Genomic DNA, 18,209 nt, shown 5'->3' with positions numbered 1-18,209 from the left:
ATCTACCATGCTTTCGGGCGCCGCTGCGTTGAGCCGAGGAGATTGGCGTGGGATGGTTTTGGCGACTTGGCGCAAGGGCCAAGAAACAGATAATAGGGGTGATGTAGGCGGTCAAGGTAGTAATCGCACAGAGCCAGATCCATTGGATTACAACAGTCGTTATTTTTTGACCAAACATGAATACGACATCAATGAACATCATAGTTTGAGTTTTGTAGCAGAATATTTAAGTCGAAATCAATGGATGGATGCTCAGTCACAATTGACTAGCCGTATCACTTCTTATAATGCCTTAGACGAAAATAAACGTACCCGATTGTCTTTGGGTCACCATTATCAAAATGATGATGGCCCAGTGCAAGATATTCAAACCCAATTGTATTGGCAAAAATCAGAAACCAATTCAGATACCTATCAGAATGGTACAAGCTTTACATCTTCTTATTATCGTCCCAAAGGCTATCGTCAGCAGGTCTTTAATAATCAAGATCAAGTTTGGGGTTTGGGCAGTAATTGGGTGTCGCGTATTGATGGTGATGGATTGAAGCAAATCTGGCGTTATGGTGTTGATGTGGCTTATCACGATTTGAGCAGTGATTGGCAATCCAACTACCATTATGCTAAGTCCAAGCCTACTGCAGACAGCAAAATGTTGCAGATGAAGTTGTATGTAGATGGTGATTTGGATTTTAATCAATTGGTTGTTAGCCCTGGTCTGAGTGCCCATTACTATCGCTATAGCCCATCTACCAATGGTTATGTAACAAACACCACCAATAGTGTTGCGGATCTTGGGAAGCAGCATGATTTTGAATTAACACCTAGATTGGGGTTGGCATGGAAAATCAATCCGTTATTTGAGCCTTATGTTCAATATTCTCGTGGATTTAAAGCGCCTTCTGCTCAGCAGCTTGGCACTTCATTCAATCCTGGCTTCTACAGTGTCTGGGGTAATCCCGAATTAAAACCTGAAACGGCCAATAATTTTGAATTGGGTTTGCGTGGTAAAAATGACGTACTTGAATATGGCATAGCCGCATTTAATAACAAATACAAAAACTTCATAGATTTGGTTGAATTGGACGCCAGGTTGGCAGGCCAATACGTTACCTACCAGTATAAAAATCTTGAAGATGCGCACATTTATGGCGGTGAGGCTTTTGCGCGTTGGAAGTTTGCTCCCAACTGGTTGGCTAGTGGTAGCTTGGCTTATTCTCGAGGTACCTTTACCAATGAAGGCGTTAAATCACCCCTGAACTCAGTGACACCCGTGAAAGTAAAACTGGGGATTGCCTATAATCAGGAAACTTGGGGCACCAATGTCGATTTTACTTATGCCGCGGCTAAGAAAGATAAGGACATTTATAATGCTACCTTTAATCCCTCTAAAAGCTATGCCTTGGTTGATTTTGGTGGATATTGGAAGCCTAATAAACACCTAAGCATCAATGCGGGCATCAATAATATCTTCAATCAAAAATATTGGAATTGGTCAGACATTTCTTATTTCTTGCCCAATGCCAATACCAGTCAGAATGATGCCACTGTAAGCATGACCAGTACCAATGCGGATCGTTATACCGCAACGGGCCGCAACTTTAATGTGGGTGTGCGTTATACCTTCTAAATGGGTTAAGTGCATGCTTTCTGCGTTAAAAGTAGGCTGCCTGAAAGGCAATGACGTTCAGGCAGCCTTATTAGAAAAATACATAATTAATCACAATGGAAGACAGACAAATGAACTTATGGCAACAATATTTAAGCAATAAAGATGCGGCACAAGGGCCGTATTTCACGCGTGAAGGTGCCGCCGATCTGGGCATCAGTGAAGGTGAGCTCATCGCTCAGGCGCCGGATACCATCTATTTGGGTGGCGCCATTCGGGACATCATATTGAAGTTGGATACCTTGGGTTTGGTGCAAAGTGTGGTGCGCAACAGTGTTGCCGTACATGAAAAAACCGCATTGTATGAAAACGTTACCTTGTCACCCGTGAGTGGTTTGGCCATTAATGTGGGCGGGATGGATTTGCGTTTCTTTCCGCAACGGTGGCACCACGCCCTAGCTGTGACTGCCCATCAAGCCGACAAAGTGACTCGTTCCATTCAGTTCTATGATGAGTTTGGCGTGGCGCTTGAGAAAGTATTTATGCGCGATGACACCAAACTGCCGGAATGGACCGCTTTGGTGGATGCATTCCGTACCGAAGGGCTGCCAGAATTTGAACAAGGCACATTGCCACCGGTTGCTGTACCTGAGCCGTTGTCAGCGGAACGAGCCGTGGCGTTCCAAGAGCGCTGGTTGGAGCTGAAGGATGTGCATCATTTTGGTGGGCTGCTGGAAACGTTCGGTATTGACCGCCAATCTGCCTACCGGTATGCACCGCAAGGTTATACCAAAGCGCTGGATAACACAGTATGGGAAGAGGTACTGACACGGGTGCGTGACAGCGGCATGGAGTTGATGATTTTTTGCGGTAATCGCGGGTTGGTGCAAATTCAAACCGGCGCGGTACACCACGTTGTTCGTGCACGCGGTTATTTGAACATCCTAGATGGGCAGACCGAAGGATTTAACCTGCATTTAAAAGACAGCGACATTGTTGAGACTTGGGTGGTGCGGCGCCCTGTTCGCGATGGTTATGTGACTTGTATTGAAGGCTTTGATGAACGGCGCAAATCCGTGATTCAGTTTTTTGGCCGTCGCCAAGAAGGTGAGACCGAATTAAATGAATGGCAACGGATAACCAATCAACTTTTGGGTGTGGCTTAACGGCTGCCTGAAGTGTATTCGTTGGGGTAAGCCTGAGAGGAAATGAAATGAAAAAGCATGCGTTAATGGGGCTGTTGGCGCTGACGGCGTATTCGTCTGTGTTCGCCGCGCGCATCGTGACGCTAACGCCGGACGTGGCCGATGTGGTGGTGGCGTTAGGCAGCGGCAAAGAAGTGGTTGGTCGTGATATGGCGACAATGAATCCGGCATTGAAAAATGTGCCAGTATTGGCATTTTCCGTCAGCTCAATGCTGAAGCCGTGGCTTCGAAAAAACCCACGGTGGCCATTGGTTCTTGGATGGCCCAGCCACAAAGTATTTATGCCAATTTAAATCGAGTGGGGGTGAAAGCGGTCAATGTGGCGCCCAAAGATGACTTGGCTGATTATCCTGCCAGCATCCGTCGCATTGGCGCTTTGGTGGGGAAAACAGCCCAAGCCAATGCGTTAGCGAGTCAATGGCAAAATGCAGTGAAACAATTGCCAGCAACTGGAAAACGCTATTTGTTTAGCTATGATGGGCGCATGGTGGCCGGGAAAAACACCGCTGCGGATGAATTAATCCGGCGTGCGGGAGGGATCAATGCGGCAGCGAATATTGATGGGTTAAAGCCTATGGCACGTGAAGCTTGGTTGGCTGTCAAACCCGATATCATCATTATTGCCGATCATCAAAGTAAAGCCATTGGTGGGGTGAATGGGTTCATCAAGCGCCCTGAAGTTGCGGCCACACCTGCAGGCAAAAGGCGCAAGGTTTACCTTTGGCCAGCCAATGATATGTTCCGCTATGGTTTGGATACACCGCAAGTATTACAACGGTTGCATGGTTTGGCTAAATAAGGATGACACGTCAGCATGAATGATCATGTAAAAACGGCGATGCCTGTGCTGATTTTAAGTCACCATACGCCATGGTGGCGTCATCCTATGTGTTTGATCGGCGTGGCGTTTTTGGTGACGGTATTGTTGGCATGGGCTTGCGTGGGCATTGGCTTAGGTGGGTGGCAGTGGCCGCAAACATTGGATGAGACCACATGGGGCATACGTTGGCCGCGGGTGGTGGTGGCGTTGATTGTGGGGGCTTCTTTGGCGGCGGCTGGCGCCGCTTTGCAGGCGTTGTTTGATAACCCATTGGCCGATCCTAGCTTGATTGGCACATCGGGTGGAGCCGCGTTAGGGGTCATTACTGTGTTGGCATTTGGGTTGGGTGCCATCAGTGTGCCACTGGCTGCGTTTGTTGGCGCATTATTGGTGTGTTTGCTCATTTTGTCGGTGCACCGTTTTTTGGGTGGTGGCACTTTGGGTTTGTTGGTGTTGGGCTTCGTGGTCAGTGCCTTTTGTGGTGCTTTGGTCAGCCTGATTTTATTTATGTCAGATGACTTGGTATTACGCAGTGCCACCGTTTGGCTATCAGGTAGCTTGGCGGAAGCAGGTTTTACCTCACCATTTTATGCATTGGTGGTGATGTTATCGGGTTTAGCCGTATTGGTGTTGATGGGGCGGCGGCTGGATGTGTTGATGTTGGGTGAAGAGGCGGCTGTGAGTATGGGTGTGGCCGTTGGGCCGACCCGTGTGTGGACTGTGGTGGGTGCTGCTTTACTCACTGGCGCTGCGGTGTCGCTGGCAGGCATTATTGGCTTTTTGGGCATGATGGTGCCGAATGTCATTGCCCGCAGCATTGGCGGCGCGCGCCGTCGCATCGTATTACTTTCAGCTTGGCTGGGTGCGGTGTTTTTGCTGGCGGTTGATAGCGCTGCACGATGGTTGACGTACCCCATTGATTTGCCTGTCGGCATTGTGATTGCCTTACTTGGCGGTCCATTTTTCCTGTGGCTATTTTTGCAGCCACTGCGCCGTTAGGAGTAGACCATGCATGATTTGTTTCAGGTTCAAGAATTGCTGGTTGCCCCCCGTGGCCGCACCATTTTACGGGTACCCATGCTGAGTATTCCAGAGCAAGGACATACCGCCATTATTGGCCCCAATGGTGCGGGGAAATCTACCTTATTAAGGGCTTTATTGGGTTTGCTGGGCGGGCAGATTATGGCGATGGGTAAACCAATTACCGCGGCCGTAAAGCAGCGGCAATTGGCTTGGGTGGGGCAGCATGGTCATTTTAATATGCCGCTCACCGTTACAGAATATGTGCAATTAGGCCATGCATCACCACAACAAGCATGGTTCCAGCAGGCAAACAAGTTGCCTGAAAAAGTGGCTGCATTGCTGGAGACGTTTGATTTGGCACCGCTGGCTGGGCAGCGCATAGGCCAATTGTCGGGGGGAGAGCAACAAAGGGCCAGTATTGTGCGCGCTTTACTGCAAGAGGCACCGATTCTGCTCTTGGATGAACCCTTCAATCATCTGGACATTCGCCATCAGCATCGACTCATGCATTATGTGCATGAGCACCGCCAACAATTCAGTGCCGTTATGGTGTTGCATGATTTGGCGATGGCAGCCAACCATGCTGACTATGTGGTGCTATTAAACCAAGGTGAAGTGGTGGCTGCAGGCAGCCCAGAAGAGGTGATGACAGCGGAGCGACTCAGTGAGATTTATCAATGGCCGATTCGGCGGGTGGCTGAAAATGGAGCTGTTTATTTCCGGATGCATGCGGTTGCCTGAAACTGTAACCATAAAGTAATTTCAGGTAAAATCAGCGTTTCGGCACATAGCCTATCTTTTCGACTGACTTGGGGTTTTTCATGCAAAGCGCATTACGCACACTTTTATTGGGTTCTTTAACAGGTTTAGCATTGGCGGCCTGTGGCGGTAAAACCGACTCGGCGCCAGCCGCTTCAGCATCGGCTGGCAGCGCTGCTGCGGTCGAAGGACAAACCGTGGTGGTGGGTTTGGACGACAATTTTCCACCTATGGGCTTCCGTGATGACAAAAATGAGTTGGTGGGATTTGACATCGACATGGCGCGCGCTGCGGCCGAACATGCGGGCTTAAAAGTTGAGTTTAAACCGATTGACTGGAGTGCCAAAGAGTCAGAACTCAATAGCAAACGCGTTGATATGCTGTGGAATGGACTAACCATCACCGATGAGCGCAAGCAAAATATTCTGTTTTCCAATCCTTATATGGAAAATCATCAAATCATTGTGGTGCGTCCAGACGCGGGCATCAAGCCAAAGCCGATTTAGGTGGCAAAATTGTGGCCGTTCAGGATGGCAGCAGCGCCATTGATGCTGTGAATGCCGACGCTGTGTCGAAATCATTTAAAGAGCTGAAAAAGTATGCGGACAATGTCACCGCGTTGATGGATGTGCAAAACAAACGCGTAGATGCGCTGGTGGTGGATGAAGTGGTTGGTCGTTATTACGTGGCCAAAAAACCGGCCGAATACACAGTATTGGCTGATAACTTTGGCACCGAAGAATACGGTGTGGGTTTCCGCAAAGACGACGCGGCTTTGCAACAAAAAATCCAGAAAGCGCTCGATAGTATGAAAGCCGATGGCACTTCTGCTAAAATTGCCACCAAATGGTTTGGTAAAGACATCGTGAAATAACACATGGCTTAGCCGGTATGCCAACGCTGCCTGAAACATTGAGGCAGCGTTGTTGTTTATAGGAAGTGTGCATGGACTACATTTGGCAGATTCTGCCGCAGTTTGCAGAAGGTGCAAAGCTGACGCTGGGCTTGTTTGGCATTACTTTGGTGCTATCCATTCCTTTGGGCCTGATATTGGCGTTGATGCGTTTGTCGAAAATCAAGGCACTCGACTGGGCAGTAAATTTCTATATTTGGGTGATGCGCGGCACGCCTTTGATGTTGCAAATTTTCTTTATTTACTTTGCCTTGCCCGCAGCCAATATTTTATTGCCCGCCTTTACTACGGCGGTGGTGGCTTTTGCTTTGAATTATGCTGCTTATTTTGCGGAAATCTTCCGCGCGGGTATTCAGGCCGTGGGTAAAGGGCAATATGAAGCGGCCAAAACACTGGGCATGAGTTATGGCCAGACCATGCGGCGCATTGTGTTGCCGCAAATGTGGAAGAAAATCTTACCTCCATTGAGTAATGAAACCATCACCTTGGTGAAAGATACGTCGCTGGTGTATGTATTGGCCTTGCAAGATGTGATGAAAATAACGTTTCAAATGGTGCAGCGTGAATTTAATTTGACGCCTTTTTTTGTGGCGGCTGCGTTCTATCTGGTTATGACGCTGGTATTGACCTGGGCTTTCCAGCATATGGAGAAACGCTATGCACGCTACGACGACTGAAACCATGATACAAGCGGTTCAAATTCACAAGGCATTTGGTGCTTTGCAGGTGCTCAAAGGCGTGAATTTCGCAGTAGGTCGCTCTGAAGTAGTGGCGATTATTGGCTCGTCTGGTTCTGGCAAATCCACCTTGTTGCGCTGTTTGAATCATTTGGAACGCATAGATGCCGGCAGCATTGTGGTTGAAGGCGAAGCCATGGTCAGTAACAATGCGGCGGGCACCGCCCAATATGTATCTGAGCGCGACATCAAACGCTTGTGCAGCAAAATGGGTATGGTGTTTCAGCAATTCAATTTGTTTCCGCACATGACTGTGTTGCAAAATGTGATTGAAGCACCCATGACTGTTAAGAAACAATCTCGCGCAAGCATTGAACCTCTGGCACAAGCGCTGTTGGCCAAGGTTGGGTTGGCAGACAAGCAAGATTACTTTCCATCGCAATTATCGGGTGGGCAAAAACAACGGGTAGCGATTGCCCGCGCACTGGCCATGCAGCCAGAAATTATGTTATTCGACGAACCTACTTCTGCGCTTGATCCAGAGCTAACCGGTGAAGTATTGAAAACCATGCAACAATTGGCCGAAGACAAAATGACTATGGTGGTGGTGACGCATGAAATGGGCTTTGCCCGTGAAGTGGCTGATACGGTATTGTTTATGGATGGTGGTGTGATTGTGGAATCGGGCCCAGCCAAAACGTTTTTTGATGCGCCGAAGCAGGTACGGACACAAGCATTTTTAAGCGCTATGCTGAAATAAGCACTGGATATACTTCCATCTTTAACAGGCTGCCTGAATGTTTCAGGCAGCCTGTTTTATTGAATTGGGCGGTGAAAAAAATGGGCAACATGCCGTATTTAGAACATGTTGCGTACTGAGGATTCATGAAAAAAGGAATCCGCTATTTCTTTTTATTCGTTTGAAGACCGCAGCTGAGGCATTTAACATCGGTTCACCACCGCTCGGTTGGGTGGCTGCAAAAGCATGCAAACAGTCAATCGGCGACTGACATTATCCAAAGCGCAGGAGCGCGCAATGGCAGAGGTGACAATTTTTCACCGTGGGCAACAATGATGAGCCTCGTATACGCATGGCAATTGCCACGTTGAGTACTAAATTTTGGGCTGATGCTGGGATTGGCCTTGCCCGTCTCGAGTGGCAATTTAGATGCCATCGAGTTGCTTAAAATATTGGGTTAACGCGTCAACCAATACCCGCACTCGCGCGGGCAGAATGCTTTGTGCTGGCCACACGGCATATACATGCCGAGGCGGACTTTGCCATTCAGTCATCACCCTTTGCAGCAGGCCACTGGCCAGTTCTGCTTGGCATTGCAATACAGGCAGATAGGCCAACCCCAACCCCGAGGCCGCCAGCTGGACGCACAAACGAATTTCATTGGCAGCAAAACGACCAGAAGGGATGCTGAAATGTTGAGTTTCTGTACCGCGCTGAAAGGTTATGGTGTTAAGCGGGGTGGCCACTAGCCAACGGTGGGATTTTAATTGTGTGGGCTCGATGATTTTGGGATGCTGGCTCAAATAGCTGGGTGCGGCCACGATGGCCGTGGCGGTGCTGGTCAGGCGTTTTTGAATCAATGTGGAATCGGCCTGATGGCCTGCCCGCAAGGCCACGTCAGCCCCTTGTGCCAGCAGTTTGTCGTTGCGGTTATCTAGAATCAGCTCCAATTCAATGTCGGGGTATGTTTGCAAAAATAACGGCCAAAATTCGGCGAGCGGTGTCACCGCTAAGTTTATGGGTGCCAAAACACGGATCTTGCCAGCAGGTTGGGTGATGTGCGCGTGTAAATCTTGTGTGGTTTGATTTAACGCGCTCAGCAGCGGCAGGCAGGCATCATAATAACGACGGCCTTCTGGTGTCAGCTTGATGCCGCGGGCATGGCGGATGATGAGCTTGCAGCCCAAAACCTGTTCTAGCTTTTGTAGGCGGCGAGTTAAGGTGGCGGCGGATGTGCCAATTTGTTGTGCTGCGGTATTAAAGCTGCCTGCATGAACAATGTGTGTGAAATAATCTAGGTCATCTAGCATTTCATATTTGCAATTTAAATTTTAATATTTGTTTATTTTATCGAATATGGAATTTTGCCACAATACGGCTTCACATACGGGGTGCATGTTCATGCATCTGGTTCGGACAATAGAAATCAAAAAAGGGAACTGTGATGAAATACCGTCAATTGGGTAAAAGTGATTTGACCGTGTCTGCGGTGGGATTGGGCTGCATGGGTATGAGTGAGTTTTATGGGCAAAGTGACGATAAAGCATCAATCGAGTTGATGGCACACGCTTTAGACTTGGGTATTAACTTGTTTGATACGGCCGATATGTATGGTGATGGGCATAATGAGCGCTTGATTGGCCAATTCATTGCACAGCAACCATCGCGGCGCCACAATATGGTGATTGCCTCCAAGTTCGGCATTCAACGACAGCCCGGGCAATATGAGCGCACGATTAACAATCACCCAGAGTACATTCGCCAAGCTTGTGAGGCTTCTTTGTCGCGCTTGGGTGTGGACGAAATTGACTTGTACTATTGTCATCGACGGGAACAATCTATTCCGATTGAAGAGGTGGCAGGGACGCTTCAGGATTTAGTGAATGCGGGCAAAATTCGCGCATTCGGGTTCTCGGAAATTGCCGCCCCATCGTTGGATCGAGCATTGGCAGTGGCGCCGGTAGCCGCAGTGCAAAGCGAATACTCATTGTGGGCGCGCGAACCGGAAGCTGCAGTATTGCCAAAATGCATGGCAGAGCAGGTGGGCTTTGTGGCCTATAGCCTTTGGGTAGGGCTTTTCTAACGGGGAAATTAAATCCCCAACAACTGGCTGACGGTGACTTTCGTCAGATGATGCCGAAAATGCAAGGGGCAGCGGGCAAGCACAATCAGCATGTATTGCAACAATACCAACAACTGATAAAGGATTGGCAGCTGAGTGCTGGACAGGTAGCCTTGGCTTGGCTGTTGCAGCAGTCACCCAATGTGGTGGCGATTCCAGGAACGCGTCGTCTGTCTTATTTACAAGAAAATGCCGCAGCGGCAGAAGTGCTATTGACGACGGAGCAAGTGGCGGCGCTGAATGCGCTATTTGCTTCTGAACAGATCAGTGGCGCGCGTTATCCAGATGCGGGGTGGGCTGGCATTGAATAGATTCTCATGGTGGCAATAGGGAACCCGTGAGGGCACTGATACATGGGGCAACGGTGTATTGTCGAACAACTCAACCTTCATGTTGGCTGCAGTGTGCTCAGTTTGATGGGCTCATGGCTTGTTATGGTGTGGGTATAGGCTGCCTGAATCATGCTGGCAGCCTTGTTTATTATCTTTCCGCGGAGGGGCTATGTTATTTGCACATGCCACCAACTATCACATTGCTTGTTCAAACAATAAGTCCACGCCAGCCAATGCGCTAACGCGTTGCATATAGGTCAATGTATTGAGCTTGAAATTAACATCCTTCACGATACTAAGGCTGCGCAACAAAGGCAGCAGGATGAAATCATTGGTGTTGATTTGATGGTGTTGGGCTAACCATTGATCAAGCGTATTTAATGCGGGTGTGAGTTTTTTAACCAGTTCTGGGGTTTTTGAGTGCAATTGATTTAAATCGCCAAAAGCGAGGGTTTCTCGCTGAACGTAAGCGTGGCGCGCGCCAGGCGTCGCCAATTCGGCAAATTGTGCACGGGTAAAACGCGGTATGGCCAATTGGAAAATAATAGGAGCATGGTCATCAGCCCATTTTTGTATGAATGGGTCTACAGCGTCGTTGGCAATTTTAAGCCCAGTTTGGCTGTCTACATAGTGGACGATGTCCATGCTTTCACCCATATAGGTGCCATCATCTTTTTGTAAAATGGGCAGCATTTTTTTTCCGATCATGCGAGTAGGTGTTTCTGTGTCACCTTCCATGATGATGCTGGTTTCAACAGCTTGGTTTTTTAGTCCGAAAATCATGCGGGCCCGTAGGCAAAAAGGGCAGTGTTGGTAGATAAAAAGCTTCATCGCGTATTCCTTTGTTTTTGATATTTATGGGTAAATTTTAGCACTGGGCGATGATGCTTGAAACCTGAATGGGGGTTAAAACCAGAAAAGGCTGCCTGAAACAGTCAGGCAACCTAGGTGAAAACGAGGTATGCGGATCAGCTTAATTTTTCGGCAATGGTTTTTACACGAGCCACATATTCTGCCACGGTTTTGATGTCTCCTTGTGGAATCTCATCGACCCCCGCGTCTGATGGCGTTTGTACCAATGCACCCACAGATCCGCCCAAGTTGTTGATGTCAGTGCGTTGGGCTGTTTTGGTATTGGCGGGAAGCAATCCTAGGCTGACCCAAATGCCGCCATGTTGTGATGCCAAGGTTTGCATCGAAATCAAAGTGACTTGTTTGTCGCCATTCAAGCTCGCGCTATTGGTAAAACCGCCGAAGATTTTGTCTTGCCAGCGCGTGTGGCCCAGATTTTGGATGTGGCGTCGGCGAATTTCTTGAATTGCCAAGGAGCATTACCCATGTAGGTGGGGGCGCCAAACACAATGGCATGTGCTTGATTCAGTGTTGTCCATTGTGCCTCGGTGAGATTGCCATCATTGTCGATCTCTACTAATTGTGCGCCAGTTTGCGAAGCGGCAGCTTCAGCGATTTGTCGGGTGTGGCCGTAGCCGGAAAAATAAACAATAGCCAGTGTGGTCATGATGATTCCGATTCTTGTGTAGGGAAAATAGAGAAGACACCATACCCGAATTGGGCCTTTAACCACAATGCATTGATGGGCAATGCAATATTTCTGTTTAGGAAATATTGCTTGTGTTTGGGGTGTTCTGGGTATCAACCACAGCAGATAAAGCGGCTAAGCGCACATAATCTGTCTCGAGCTGAGGGTGGTAAATGCTGAATTGGGCACTGTTATCCCCTCCGCTGGCGCACAGCATTTGTTTTTGGAATGACATCGCGCCAAGTTTCGCATGCATCAGCGTGTGTGCCAAAGGGTCAGGGTGGCTAACTTGATTGGCTTGCCAAGCATGAGCGAACTCAGGGGATATGCCTGAAAGCGGCGGATGTGTGCGGTTAAGATAGGGTCATTGGGTTGTGCTGCATTGGTGCCACGCAGGTGGCTCGCCATTTGCGTTATCTGAGCCAAGCGTTCATCAACAGCGGTGGCCAGAAAGCATTGTTGAAATTGAGGGTGTGCCAATATCAGGTAGATATAATTGCGTTCTTCGGGCGGCAATGATGGGATGTGGAAACCACACAATTGATTGAAGCTTTCATTGCAATCAATAATATCTGCATATTGATTTTTTAGCAGCACGGGTAGTGGATTGAGTAAGGTCAGCAGCTTAATGGTGTGCGGTGAAGCATGCTGGCATGCGCGTTTTGGCAAAGATTCAGCATGGTTGGCCAATGACATTAAATAGCGCTGCTCCAAATCATTGAGTTGCAGCACTTGGCTTAGAGCTGTTAATACCGATGGCGATACACCCAGTACTTTACCGCGCTCAATTTTGCTGTACCAAACAGTGCTGATGCCGGCCAAATCGGCCACATCCTCCCGGCGCAGCCCGGCGTGCGCTTGCGTTTGGCGGTTGGCAGTCCAACCATTTCTGGTCGCAGATTTTCCCGCTTACGGCGCAAAAAATCGCCCAAAAGAACCGAATTGTTGGTGTTCATCACTCATCCCCGTAGAAATTATACGTGTTTAACTGATTTCTTGTACACGTTTAATATACGCGCATAATGGCGACCATTACAGTGATTTCGTCAGGGAAAACATGATTACCGAATCCAAAACACTCTCCTCTTGGGCTCTATTACTCCTCATTGCGGGGCAATTGTTGCCACAAGTGGATTTTTCAATTGTGAATGTGGCGCTGGCAGCCATGCGCCCATCATTGCATACCAATGAAACCGGATTGATTTTGATTGTGGCCGTTTATGGTTTGAGTTTTTCTGTTTTGATGGCCACCGGTGCCCGACTGGGTGATCGCTATGGTCGCAAGAAAATATTCATGTTGGGTATTGTGGGCTTTGCTTTGGCTTCAACTGGCTGTGGTTTGGCGCACAGTATTGTGCCGATGCTGCTGGGCCGGTTTGGGCAAGGTATATTTGGTGCGCTGTTGATGCCACAAATACTCACTATTATCCATGCTACATTAAGTGGGGAGCGGCACAGCAAAGCAGTGGGCATCTATACTGCCGCCGCTGGATTGTCTTTTGTGATTGGCCAAGTTTTGGGCGGTTGGCTGGTTTCAGCGGATTTAGGCGGTTTGGGTTGGCGCATCGCCTTTTTTATCAATATCCCCGTGTGTCTGGTAATTTTGGTGTTTGGTAGCAAGCTCATTCCGGAAACCCGGGCGCTCGAATATATCCCCATGGATGTGGGTGGCATAATTTGGTTGGCCGCAACGTTATTGAGCTTGTTGATTCCTGTGGTATTGGGTGAACATTGGCCATCATTGTTGTGGTTTTTGGTTGCCGTAGCCCCTCTGGCATGGGGCTTGTGGCGCTGTGAACGTTATCAAGAACAACAACAGAATCAGCCTTTATTGCCGCCTTCACTCTTTCAGCAAAAAATTGTACGCATGGGTTTTTTGGGGGAGATGACGGTCACTTTTATTTATTCGGGTTATTTATTTGTGACGGCCTTATTTTTGCAAAGTGTATTGCATTACACGCCTGCGCAATCGGGGAATGCTTTTTTGGTGCTGGGGATTTTGTTTTTTGTAACGTCTTTACTCAGCAAGCGATTGGCCAGTTTGGTGCGCTTGTCTAAACTTCTGGCCATTGGTGCCTTGTTGAGTGCATTGGGCATGGCCAGCATTTGGTTGGTGTTTTGGCAACAAGGTACGGCCACGGCGATTTGGGATTTAAGTGCCTCCATGGCTCTGGTGGGTGTGGGTAACGCCTTGATGGTGTCTTCATCATTCAGAATGGTATTGTCACATGTGCGTACTCAGCAGGCGAGTGCTGCCAGTAGTGCGCTGACCACGATACAACAAGCATGTTTTGCGCTGGGAACGAGTGTTGCCGGTGCCTTGTATTCGGTAATGCTGCCTCTGGGCTCTTTGTTGGCTGTAGCGATGGTGTTTGGGCTGTTAATGATGGTTTTACTGGTTTCAGGCAGCCGCATTGGTTTATCTTGCGGGCCTAATTGCAGCCAAATAGTACTGCGGTGATTAAAACGGCTACCATAAAGGTAGCTGTATGAGAGTAATAAAGTTTCATACTGGATGTGCTGTATCTCATTGATATTTCGACTAAGCAATCAATGGAAGAAAAAATAAAGTTTCATACTCACCTTTATTATTTCTTCTACTTTTACTTTTTATCGAGTAATAAAGTTTCATACTGAAATGCAACTTTAGGGCTGTCGAGTCTATTTCCATACTATATCAGTGATGTTAGAAAGTCAGTGTAAGCTTTTCAGTTTATCAATATCTTGAAGTAATTGATTTTTTCTTCGTAGTATTTCATTTTTTAATTCTGGAAAGTCTATAAGTGTAGATTATCATTTAAGTGAGCCCCCATTCTCATATAGATGTGCGCATCATTCTCATTGCACTAGATGTGTACGTGAACTATTACTCATATCTTGAGTTATTTAACACTAGGGCGTGTTGAGGATTTGATTAAATAGGATAAATATTTAAAATAATTATGCAAAGATAGCAAAGAACCCCAAATTAACGGTCTGAGGTTCTCTATAATGAATTTACGATTGATGATGAAGGTATCAATTAGCCCATGCCTGATGAGGATATGGAGGTGAGGATTTTGGTCTAAATTAGGATCGAATATCAATTAGAAACGCCACCAATTAGGTGGCGTTTTTTATTTCTTTACCAGTAGATAAAAGTTATTAATACGACTCAATAATTTTGATTTCATCATCAGTGAGACCATAAAGCTGATAAACCATATTGTCGATTTCTTTATCAGTTTGGATAATTTGAGCTTGTAAGCTTTGAGCGTTCTGCTGCTCGGCTAAAAAATAATCTTCCCATTCTGCTTCATCAGCAAGTGAGAGTTTGATTTTCTTTTTACCTAATTCTTTAATTAATTCAGAATAGGTCAGATTTCGCCAACCTTGCAGATTCTTTGATGATTCAGTAAGGTTAAATTTGCGTTCTAGCATTCGTAAAAATTTATTATTAAGCTTTTTTAGTTCTTGATTAAAATATAAAATTTCATCAACTTTGATTATAAAATTTTCTTGTTTTATTAAAGGAATTTTTTTAATTGGCAAGTTTTCTAAATGAAAAGCTTTTACTTGAGCTAGAGCTTCGCCTTTTTCAGGATTAATAACTTGATAATAAAAATTAGCTAATTTAGAATTTAATAAAGCTAACGCGAATTTCAAGTTAATTTGAGAATTTTGCTTAGATAAAATGATATGCGTATTATCCCGCATAATAAATGTAGAATCTACAAATACACCTACAAGCTTGTCAGAGGTTTGTCTAAATATTAATTTTTCAGGTGCATTAAAAATAGCCTTATCTCTGGGTGCTGCTAGCCATTCTCCATATTTTATCCAATTGTCATTATTCCATAAAATAACATAGCGATTGAAATTACTTCCGCCAATTAATGGAGAAAAGCTGTCATCAATTTTTATTTCGGATGTAAAAGGTTTTGTTTTTAATGTTTCCGCTGTTTGCGCAGGTTGTCCCTTACCTTTTTCATAAGGTTTTGTACCATTTTTTACAAGAAGTAAATCTTTAACCAAATAAGATTGATTCTCTATTTTTTTCTTAATTTTTATATGGTAGTCACTTAAAGATAAGTTTATAAACGCCTGATCTAACAATTCAGATTGATTTACATTATTAACTTTATAATCACCTTTTAATGAACCAATAATAACTGAAATATCGTTATTTTCTGAGATGGAATTTTTTATAATTATTGTATCGACATCAACTGTGGCATCTGTAAATACTTTTTCAGTATGTTGCACTATTTTATGTATAGAGAAATTCTTTAGTAAATACTGCCTAAAATCATTACCATTTATTACTGTACGCCAAGTATTGGGTGCAATATAACCTAATAATCCTTCATCTTTTATAAGATGATTTAATCCTAAAATATAAAATAAAACATAAGTATCTGAAAAGATTTTATTTAACCCACTTCCCTCATATTTTTTTTGTAAGTGGCTTAGTTGTTTAATATCTATTTTTGCGCCATAAGGTGGGTTACCTATGATTACATCAAACCCACCATTCTTAAACACATTTGGGAACTCATATTTCCAATCAAAAGCTTTATCTCCAGCTACAGAAGCTTCATCAATTAAAGAATTGCCACATTTTAAATTTTCATTCAAATTCGATAGCTTTCGATGTGGCTCTGCTGTACGTAACCAAAGTGATAATTTAGCTATTTCAACAGATTCTTGATTAATATCTACCCCAAACAAGTTATTTTCCAAAATGTGATTTCGTACCTCTTGGAATACCAAGCCACCGCCAAATAATTTACTTTCTAATTCATCTAAATAAGCATGTTCCGTCATTAAGAAATTTAAGGCTTCATTGAGAAATGCCCCTGATCCACATGCAGGGTCGCAAATGGTGATAGCAAGTAACCACTCACGATAGTCTTTTAGTTTTTGCAGCAAAGCCTCTTGAGTTTTCTTTTGACGTTTTTTATCCATAATATAGTCGGCGTCTAGAATGCCAATTTCTGCTTTTTTATCGCTACACAATTTGCCTATTGTATTTTGTACAATATAATTTGTAATATATTTGGGTGTGTAAAATACTCCATCTTTTTTACGTTTAGATTGTGATTTATCGAGTTTATCACCGTTTAATTTGGCTTTGATTTCGTCAATTTCAGTCAAACTATTTTCAAAGATACGTCCTAAAATATTGACATCAACTTCACTCGAAAAATCATAGTCAGCAAGTTTACTAATATGCGGCTTAAGTACATCATCAGATATTTTGACATTGTCTAATACATCATCCGGCTTAAATAAGCCGCCGTTATACGCAAAAATTTCGCTAATATTGTCTTTGTATCCTGTATTCAAAAAATTAAAATAGCGTTTTAATTGGTCGTATACGCTAATCGGCATTTTTAAATCTTTAAGATGTTCCCATTCTTTTAGCATAGTACGAGCTGTGTTAGCAGCAAGTAGACCGCTATCTTCAGCAAAAAAGATAAACAATAAGCGATCTAGTAATTTTTGAGATTTTTGGAATAATGTGAGTGAATTGTATTGAGGATTTTTTTCAACCAAATCTTTGAATAGCAATTGTCTAAAAGTTGAGTAGTCTTGATAAAGTTGCTTGGTGATTTTCTCTTCCTGACTAATACTCTCACTTTTAATTTTAAGTGGTAAATCAGCCAGTAAATTATCGGATTTTAGTAGTAGAAATAGAAAATTAAAGTCTTCTCTGGTTATTTTGAACAAGTCGAACTCTATAAATTCTACAGCGTTATCAATATAAAATCGTAGTTTTTGAAAGTTAGAAGTCATCACATAGCGGCAAGTTGGATGATTATTTTTGTAGCCAAAAGCCTGATCTTCGATACTAGCAAGGTCAGTAGTATCCATGCCTTTTAATTCAATTACAGCAAGAGCTTTGGAGTCTTTGAGTATGGCACCATCGCACTTTTTAGAACCTTTAATATTTTTAAGTTCGGTAGTTAAATTAAATCCTGCAGTTGGATTCAAAACATAGTTGAATATATTGACAAATAAGTCTCGTAAAAATCCTTCCTGATATTGCTCTTCTTTGCTTTTTTTAATGTTGTCTTGTATGTCGTTGTCTTGGAAGTGGGAATGAAATTTATCCCATACTTGATCCACTTCCTCTTTATTGAGATTGTTAAGATATTTTTTTACAATAATAGATTGAAATAATGACATGCAACCAACTCCTGCAACAGAGGGAAATATTAAAATTTTTTAGATTATTTTGTTTGAGAACATCTAAGGTTAACAAGACTATATTCTATATGTCATAATTTTAACATTAACACTTTACATGATTATGTTTTAAAAAATATCAAAAATACCCTACCAAATTCATAAACTGCAGCCCCTGTAAAACTTCAGTAGGCATGATTGATTCAGTATACAGCTTCACAAGTTCAAACAATCTATCCCATACTGGGGTCGAAGTTATTTAAGGAGGGCTGAAAGGGGGGGGAGGTGAATCCTACTTTGGA

At 44.8% G+C, this 18,209-nt stretch carries 13 protein-coding genes and 4 pseudogenes; 10 read left to right on the top strand and 7 right to left on the bottom strand.

Going from position 1 to position 18,209, the window contains the following annotated elements; translation table 11 throughout:
* The first annotated feature begins 7 nt into the window (after positions 1 to 7).
* The 8 genes and pseudogenes from A2F46_RS07190 to A2F46_RS07155 all read left to right on the top strand — a co-directional run bounded on the left by A2F46_RS07190 (position 8) and on the right by A2F46_RS07155 (position 7,763).
* Positions 8 to 1,627, top strand: a complete 1,620-nt coding sequence (locus A2F46_RS07190; RefSeq protein WP_156471595.1) for a TonB-dependent receptor domain-containing protein — start codon at positions 8 to 10, stop codon at positions 1,625 to 1,627.
* A 110-nt stretch (positions 1,628 to 1,737) separates the two neighbouring features.
* Positions 1,738 to 2,772, top strand: a complete 1,035-nt coding sequence (locus A2F46_RS07185; RefSeq protein WP_066568601.1) for a ChuX/HutX family heme-like substrate-binding protein — start codon at positions 1,738 to 1,740, stop codon at positions 2,770 to 2,772.
* Positions 2,773 to 2,819: 47 nt separating this feature from the next.
* A pseudogene (locus tag A2F46_RS07180) lies at positions 2,820 to 3,610 on the top strand (hemin ABC transporter substrate-binding protein).
* An 87-nt stretch (positions 3,611 to 3,697) separates the two neighbouring features.
* Complete coding sequence (locus tag A2F46_RS07175; protein WP_066568757.1) at positions 3,698 to 4,630, top strand: iron ABC transporter permease; 933 nt, start codon at positions 3,698 to 3,700, stop codon at positions 4,628 to 4,630.
* Positions 4,631 to 4,639: 9 nt separating this feature from the next.
* A complete protein-coding gene (locus tag A2F46_RS07170) occupies positions 4,640 to 5,395 on the top strand; it encodes an ABC transporter ATP-binding protein (protein ID WP_066568594.1) in 756 nt (251 codons plus the stop codon).
* Between the two features lie 80 nt (positions 5,396 to 5,475).
* Positions 5,476 to 6,287: pseudogene (locus A2F46_RS13020) on the top strand (amino acid ABC transporter substrate-binding protein).
* Positions 6,288 to 6,358: 71 nt separating this feature from the next.
* Positions 6,359 to 7,003: an amino acid ABC transporter permease gene (locus A2F46_RS07160; protein ID WP_066568593.1), complete on the top strand. Its 645-nt coding sequence runs from the start codon at positions 6,359 to 6,361 to the stop codon at positions 7,001 to 7,003.
* Between the two features lie 4 nt (positions 7,004 to 7,007).
* On the top strand, positions 7,008 to 7,763 hold the full coding sequence (locus A2F46_RS07155; protein ID WP_066568755.1) for an amino acid ABC transporter ATP-binding protein: 756 nt from the start codon (positions 7,008 to 7,010) through the stop codon (positions 7,761 to 7,763).
* A gap of 404 nt (positions 7,764 to 8,167) precedes the next feature.
* On the opposite strand, the gene A2F46_RS07145 is transcribed toward A2F46_RS07155, so the two are convergent.
* Positions 8,168 to 9,052, bottom strand: coding sequence for a LysR family transcriptional regulator (locus A2F46_RS07145; RefSeq protein WP_066568591.1), 885 nt, complete (start codon positions 9,050 to 9,052; stop codon positions 8,168 to 8,170).
* A gap of 134 nt (positions 9,053 to 9,186) precedes the next feature.
* Here A2F46_RS07145 and A2F46_RS13440 point away from each other — a divergent pair.
* A pseudogene (locus tag A2F46_RS13440) lies at positions 9,187 to 10,175 on the top strand (aldo/keto reductase).
* Between the two features lie 216 nt (positions 10,176 to 10,391).
* Here the strand turns inward: A2F46_RS13440 and grxB are convergent.
* The 5 genes and pseudogenes from grxB to A2F46_RS13260 all read right to left on the bottom strand — a co-directional run.
* Positions 10,392 to 11,027, bottom strand: coding sequence for a glutaredoxin 2 (gene grxB, locus A2F46_RS07135; RefSeq protein WP_066568590.1), 636 nt, complete (start codon positions 11,025 to 11,027; stop codon positions 10,392 to 10,394).
* A gap of 137 nt (positions 11,028 to 11,164) precedes the next feature.
* Positions 11,165 to 11,425 (bottom strand): hypothetical protein, encoded by a 261-nt coding sequence (locus tag A2F46_RS12555; protein WP_197457596.1) that lies wholly within the window; start codon positions 11,423 to 11,425, stop codon positions 11,165 to 11,167.
* Positions 11,422 to 11,715 (bottom strand): flavodoxin domain-containing protein, encoded by a 294-nt coding sequence (locus A2F46_RS12550; protein ID WP_197457595.1) that lies wholly within the window; start codon positions 11,713 to 11,715, stop codon positions 11,422 to 11,424. Before A2F46_RS12550 ends, A2F46_RS12555 begins: the two co-directional genes overlap by 4 nt.
* Positions 11,716 to 11,991: 276 nt before the next feature.
* Positions 11,992 to 12,432, bottom strand: coding sequence for a hypothetical protein (locus A2F46_RS07120; protein WP_255358757.1), 441 nt, complete (start codon positions 12,430 to 12,432; stop codon positions 11,992 to 11,994).
* Positions 12,433 to 12,456: 24 nt separating this feature from the next.
* Positions 12,457 to 12,594, bottom strand: a pseudogene (locus A2F46_RS13260) (helix-turn-helix domain-containing protein); the annotation flags it as partial.
* Positions 12,595 to 12,793: 199 nt separating this feature from the next.
* Between A2F46_RS13260 and A2F46_RS07115 the strand changes: the two are divergent.
* Positions 12,794 to 14,197: an MFS transporter gene (locus tag A2F46_RS07115; RefSeq protein ID WP_082783618.1), complete on the top strand. Its 1,404-nt coding sequence runs from the start codon at positions 12,794 to 12,796 to the stop codon at positions 14,195 to 14,197.
* Positions 14,198 to 14,880: 683 nt separating this feature from the next.
* On the opposite strand, the gene A2F46_RS07110 is transcribed toward A2F46_RS07115, so the two are convergent.
* Entirely contained in the window at positions 14,881 to 17,907 is a 3,027-nt protein-coding gene (locus A2F46_RS07110) for a TaqI-like C-terminal specificity domain-containing protein (protein WP_066568582.1), read from the bottom strand.
* Between the last annotated feature and the right edge of the window lie 302 nt (positions 17,908 to 18,209).

The organism is Snodgrassella sp. CFCC 13594 (genome assembly GCF_001590725.1).
Classification (GTDB): Bacteria; Pseudomonadota; Gammaproteobacteria; order Burkholderiales; family Neisseriaceae; genus Snodgrassella.
The sequence above is the reverse complement of the archived record's forward strand: the minus strand, read 5'-3'. Positions and strand labels throughout refer to the sequence as shown.

Bases quoted from the DNA above. Each gene is read 5' to 3' on its own strand.
- A2F46_RS07190 (WP_156471595.1), top strand. From the start codon at position 8: ATGCTTTCGGGCGCCGCTGCGTTGAGCCGAGGAGATTGGCGTGGGATG.
- A2F46_RS07185 (WP_066568601.1), top strand. From the start codon at position 1,738: ATGAACTTATGGCAACAATATTTAAGCAATAAAGATGCGGCACAAGGG.
- A2F46_RS07175 (WP_066568757.1), top strand. From the start codon at position 3,698: ATGTGTTTGATCGGCGTGGCGTTTTTGGTGACGGTATTGTTGGCATGG.
- A2F46_RS07170 (WP_066568594.1), top strand. From the start codon at position 4,640: ATGCATGATTTGTTTCAGGTTCAAGAATTGCTGGTTGCCCCCCGTGGC.
- A2F46_RS07160 (WP_066568593.1), top strand. From the start codon at position 6,359: ATGGACTACATTTGGCAGATTCTGCCGCAGTTTGCAGAAGGTGCAAAG.
- A2F46_RS07155 (WP_066568755.1), top strand. From the start codon at position 7,008: ATGATACAAGCGGTTCAAATTCACAAGGCATTTGGTGCTTTGCAGGTG.
- A2F46_RS07145 (WP_066568591.1), bottom strand. From the start codon at position 9,052: ATGCTAGATGACCTAGATTATTTCACACACATTGTTCATGCAGGCAGC.
- grxB (WP_066568590.1), bottom strand. From the start codon at position 11,027: ATGAAGCTTTTTATCTACCAACACTGCCCTTTTTGCCTACGGGCCCGC.
- A2F46_RS12550 (WP_197457595.1), bottom strand. From the start codon at position 11,715: ATGACCACACTGGCTATTGTTTATTTTTCCGGCTACGGCCACACCCGA.
- A2F46_RS07120 (WP_255358757.1), bottom strand. From the start codon at position 12,432: ATGTCATTGGCCAACCATGCTGAATCTTTGCCAAAACGCGCATGCCAG.
- A2F46_RS07115 (WP_082783618.1), top strand. From the start codon at position 12,794: ATGATTACCGAATCCAAAACACTCTCCTCTTGGGCTCTATTACTCCTC.
- A2F46_RS07110 (WP_066568582.1), bottom strand. From the start codon at position 17,907: ATGTCATTATTTCAATCTATTATTGTAAAAAAATATCTTAACAATCTC.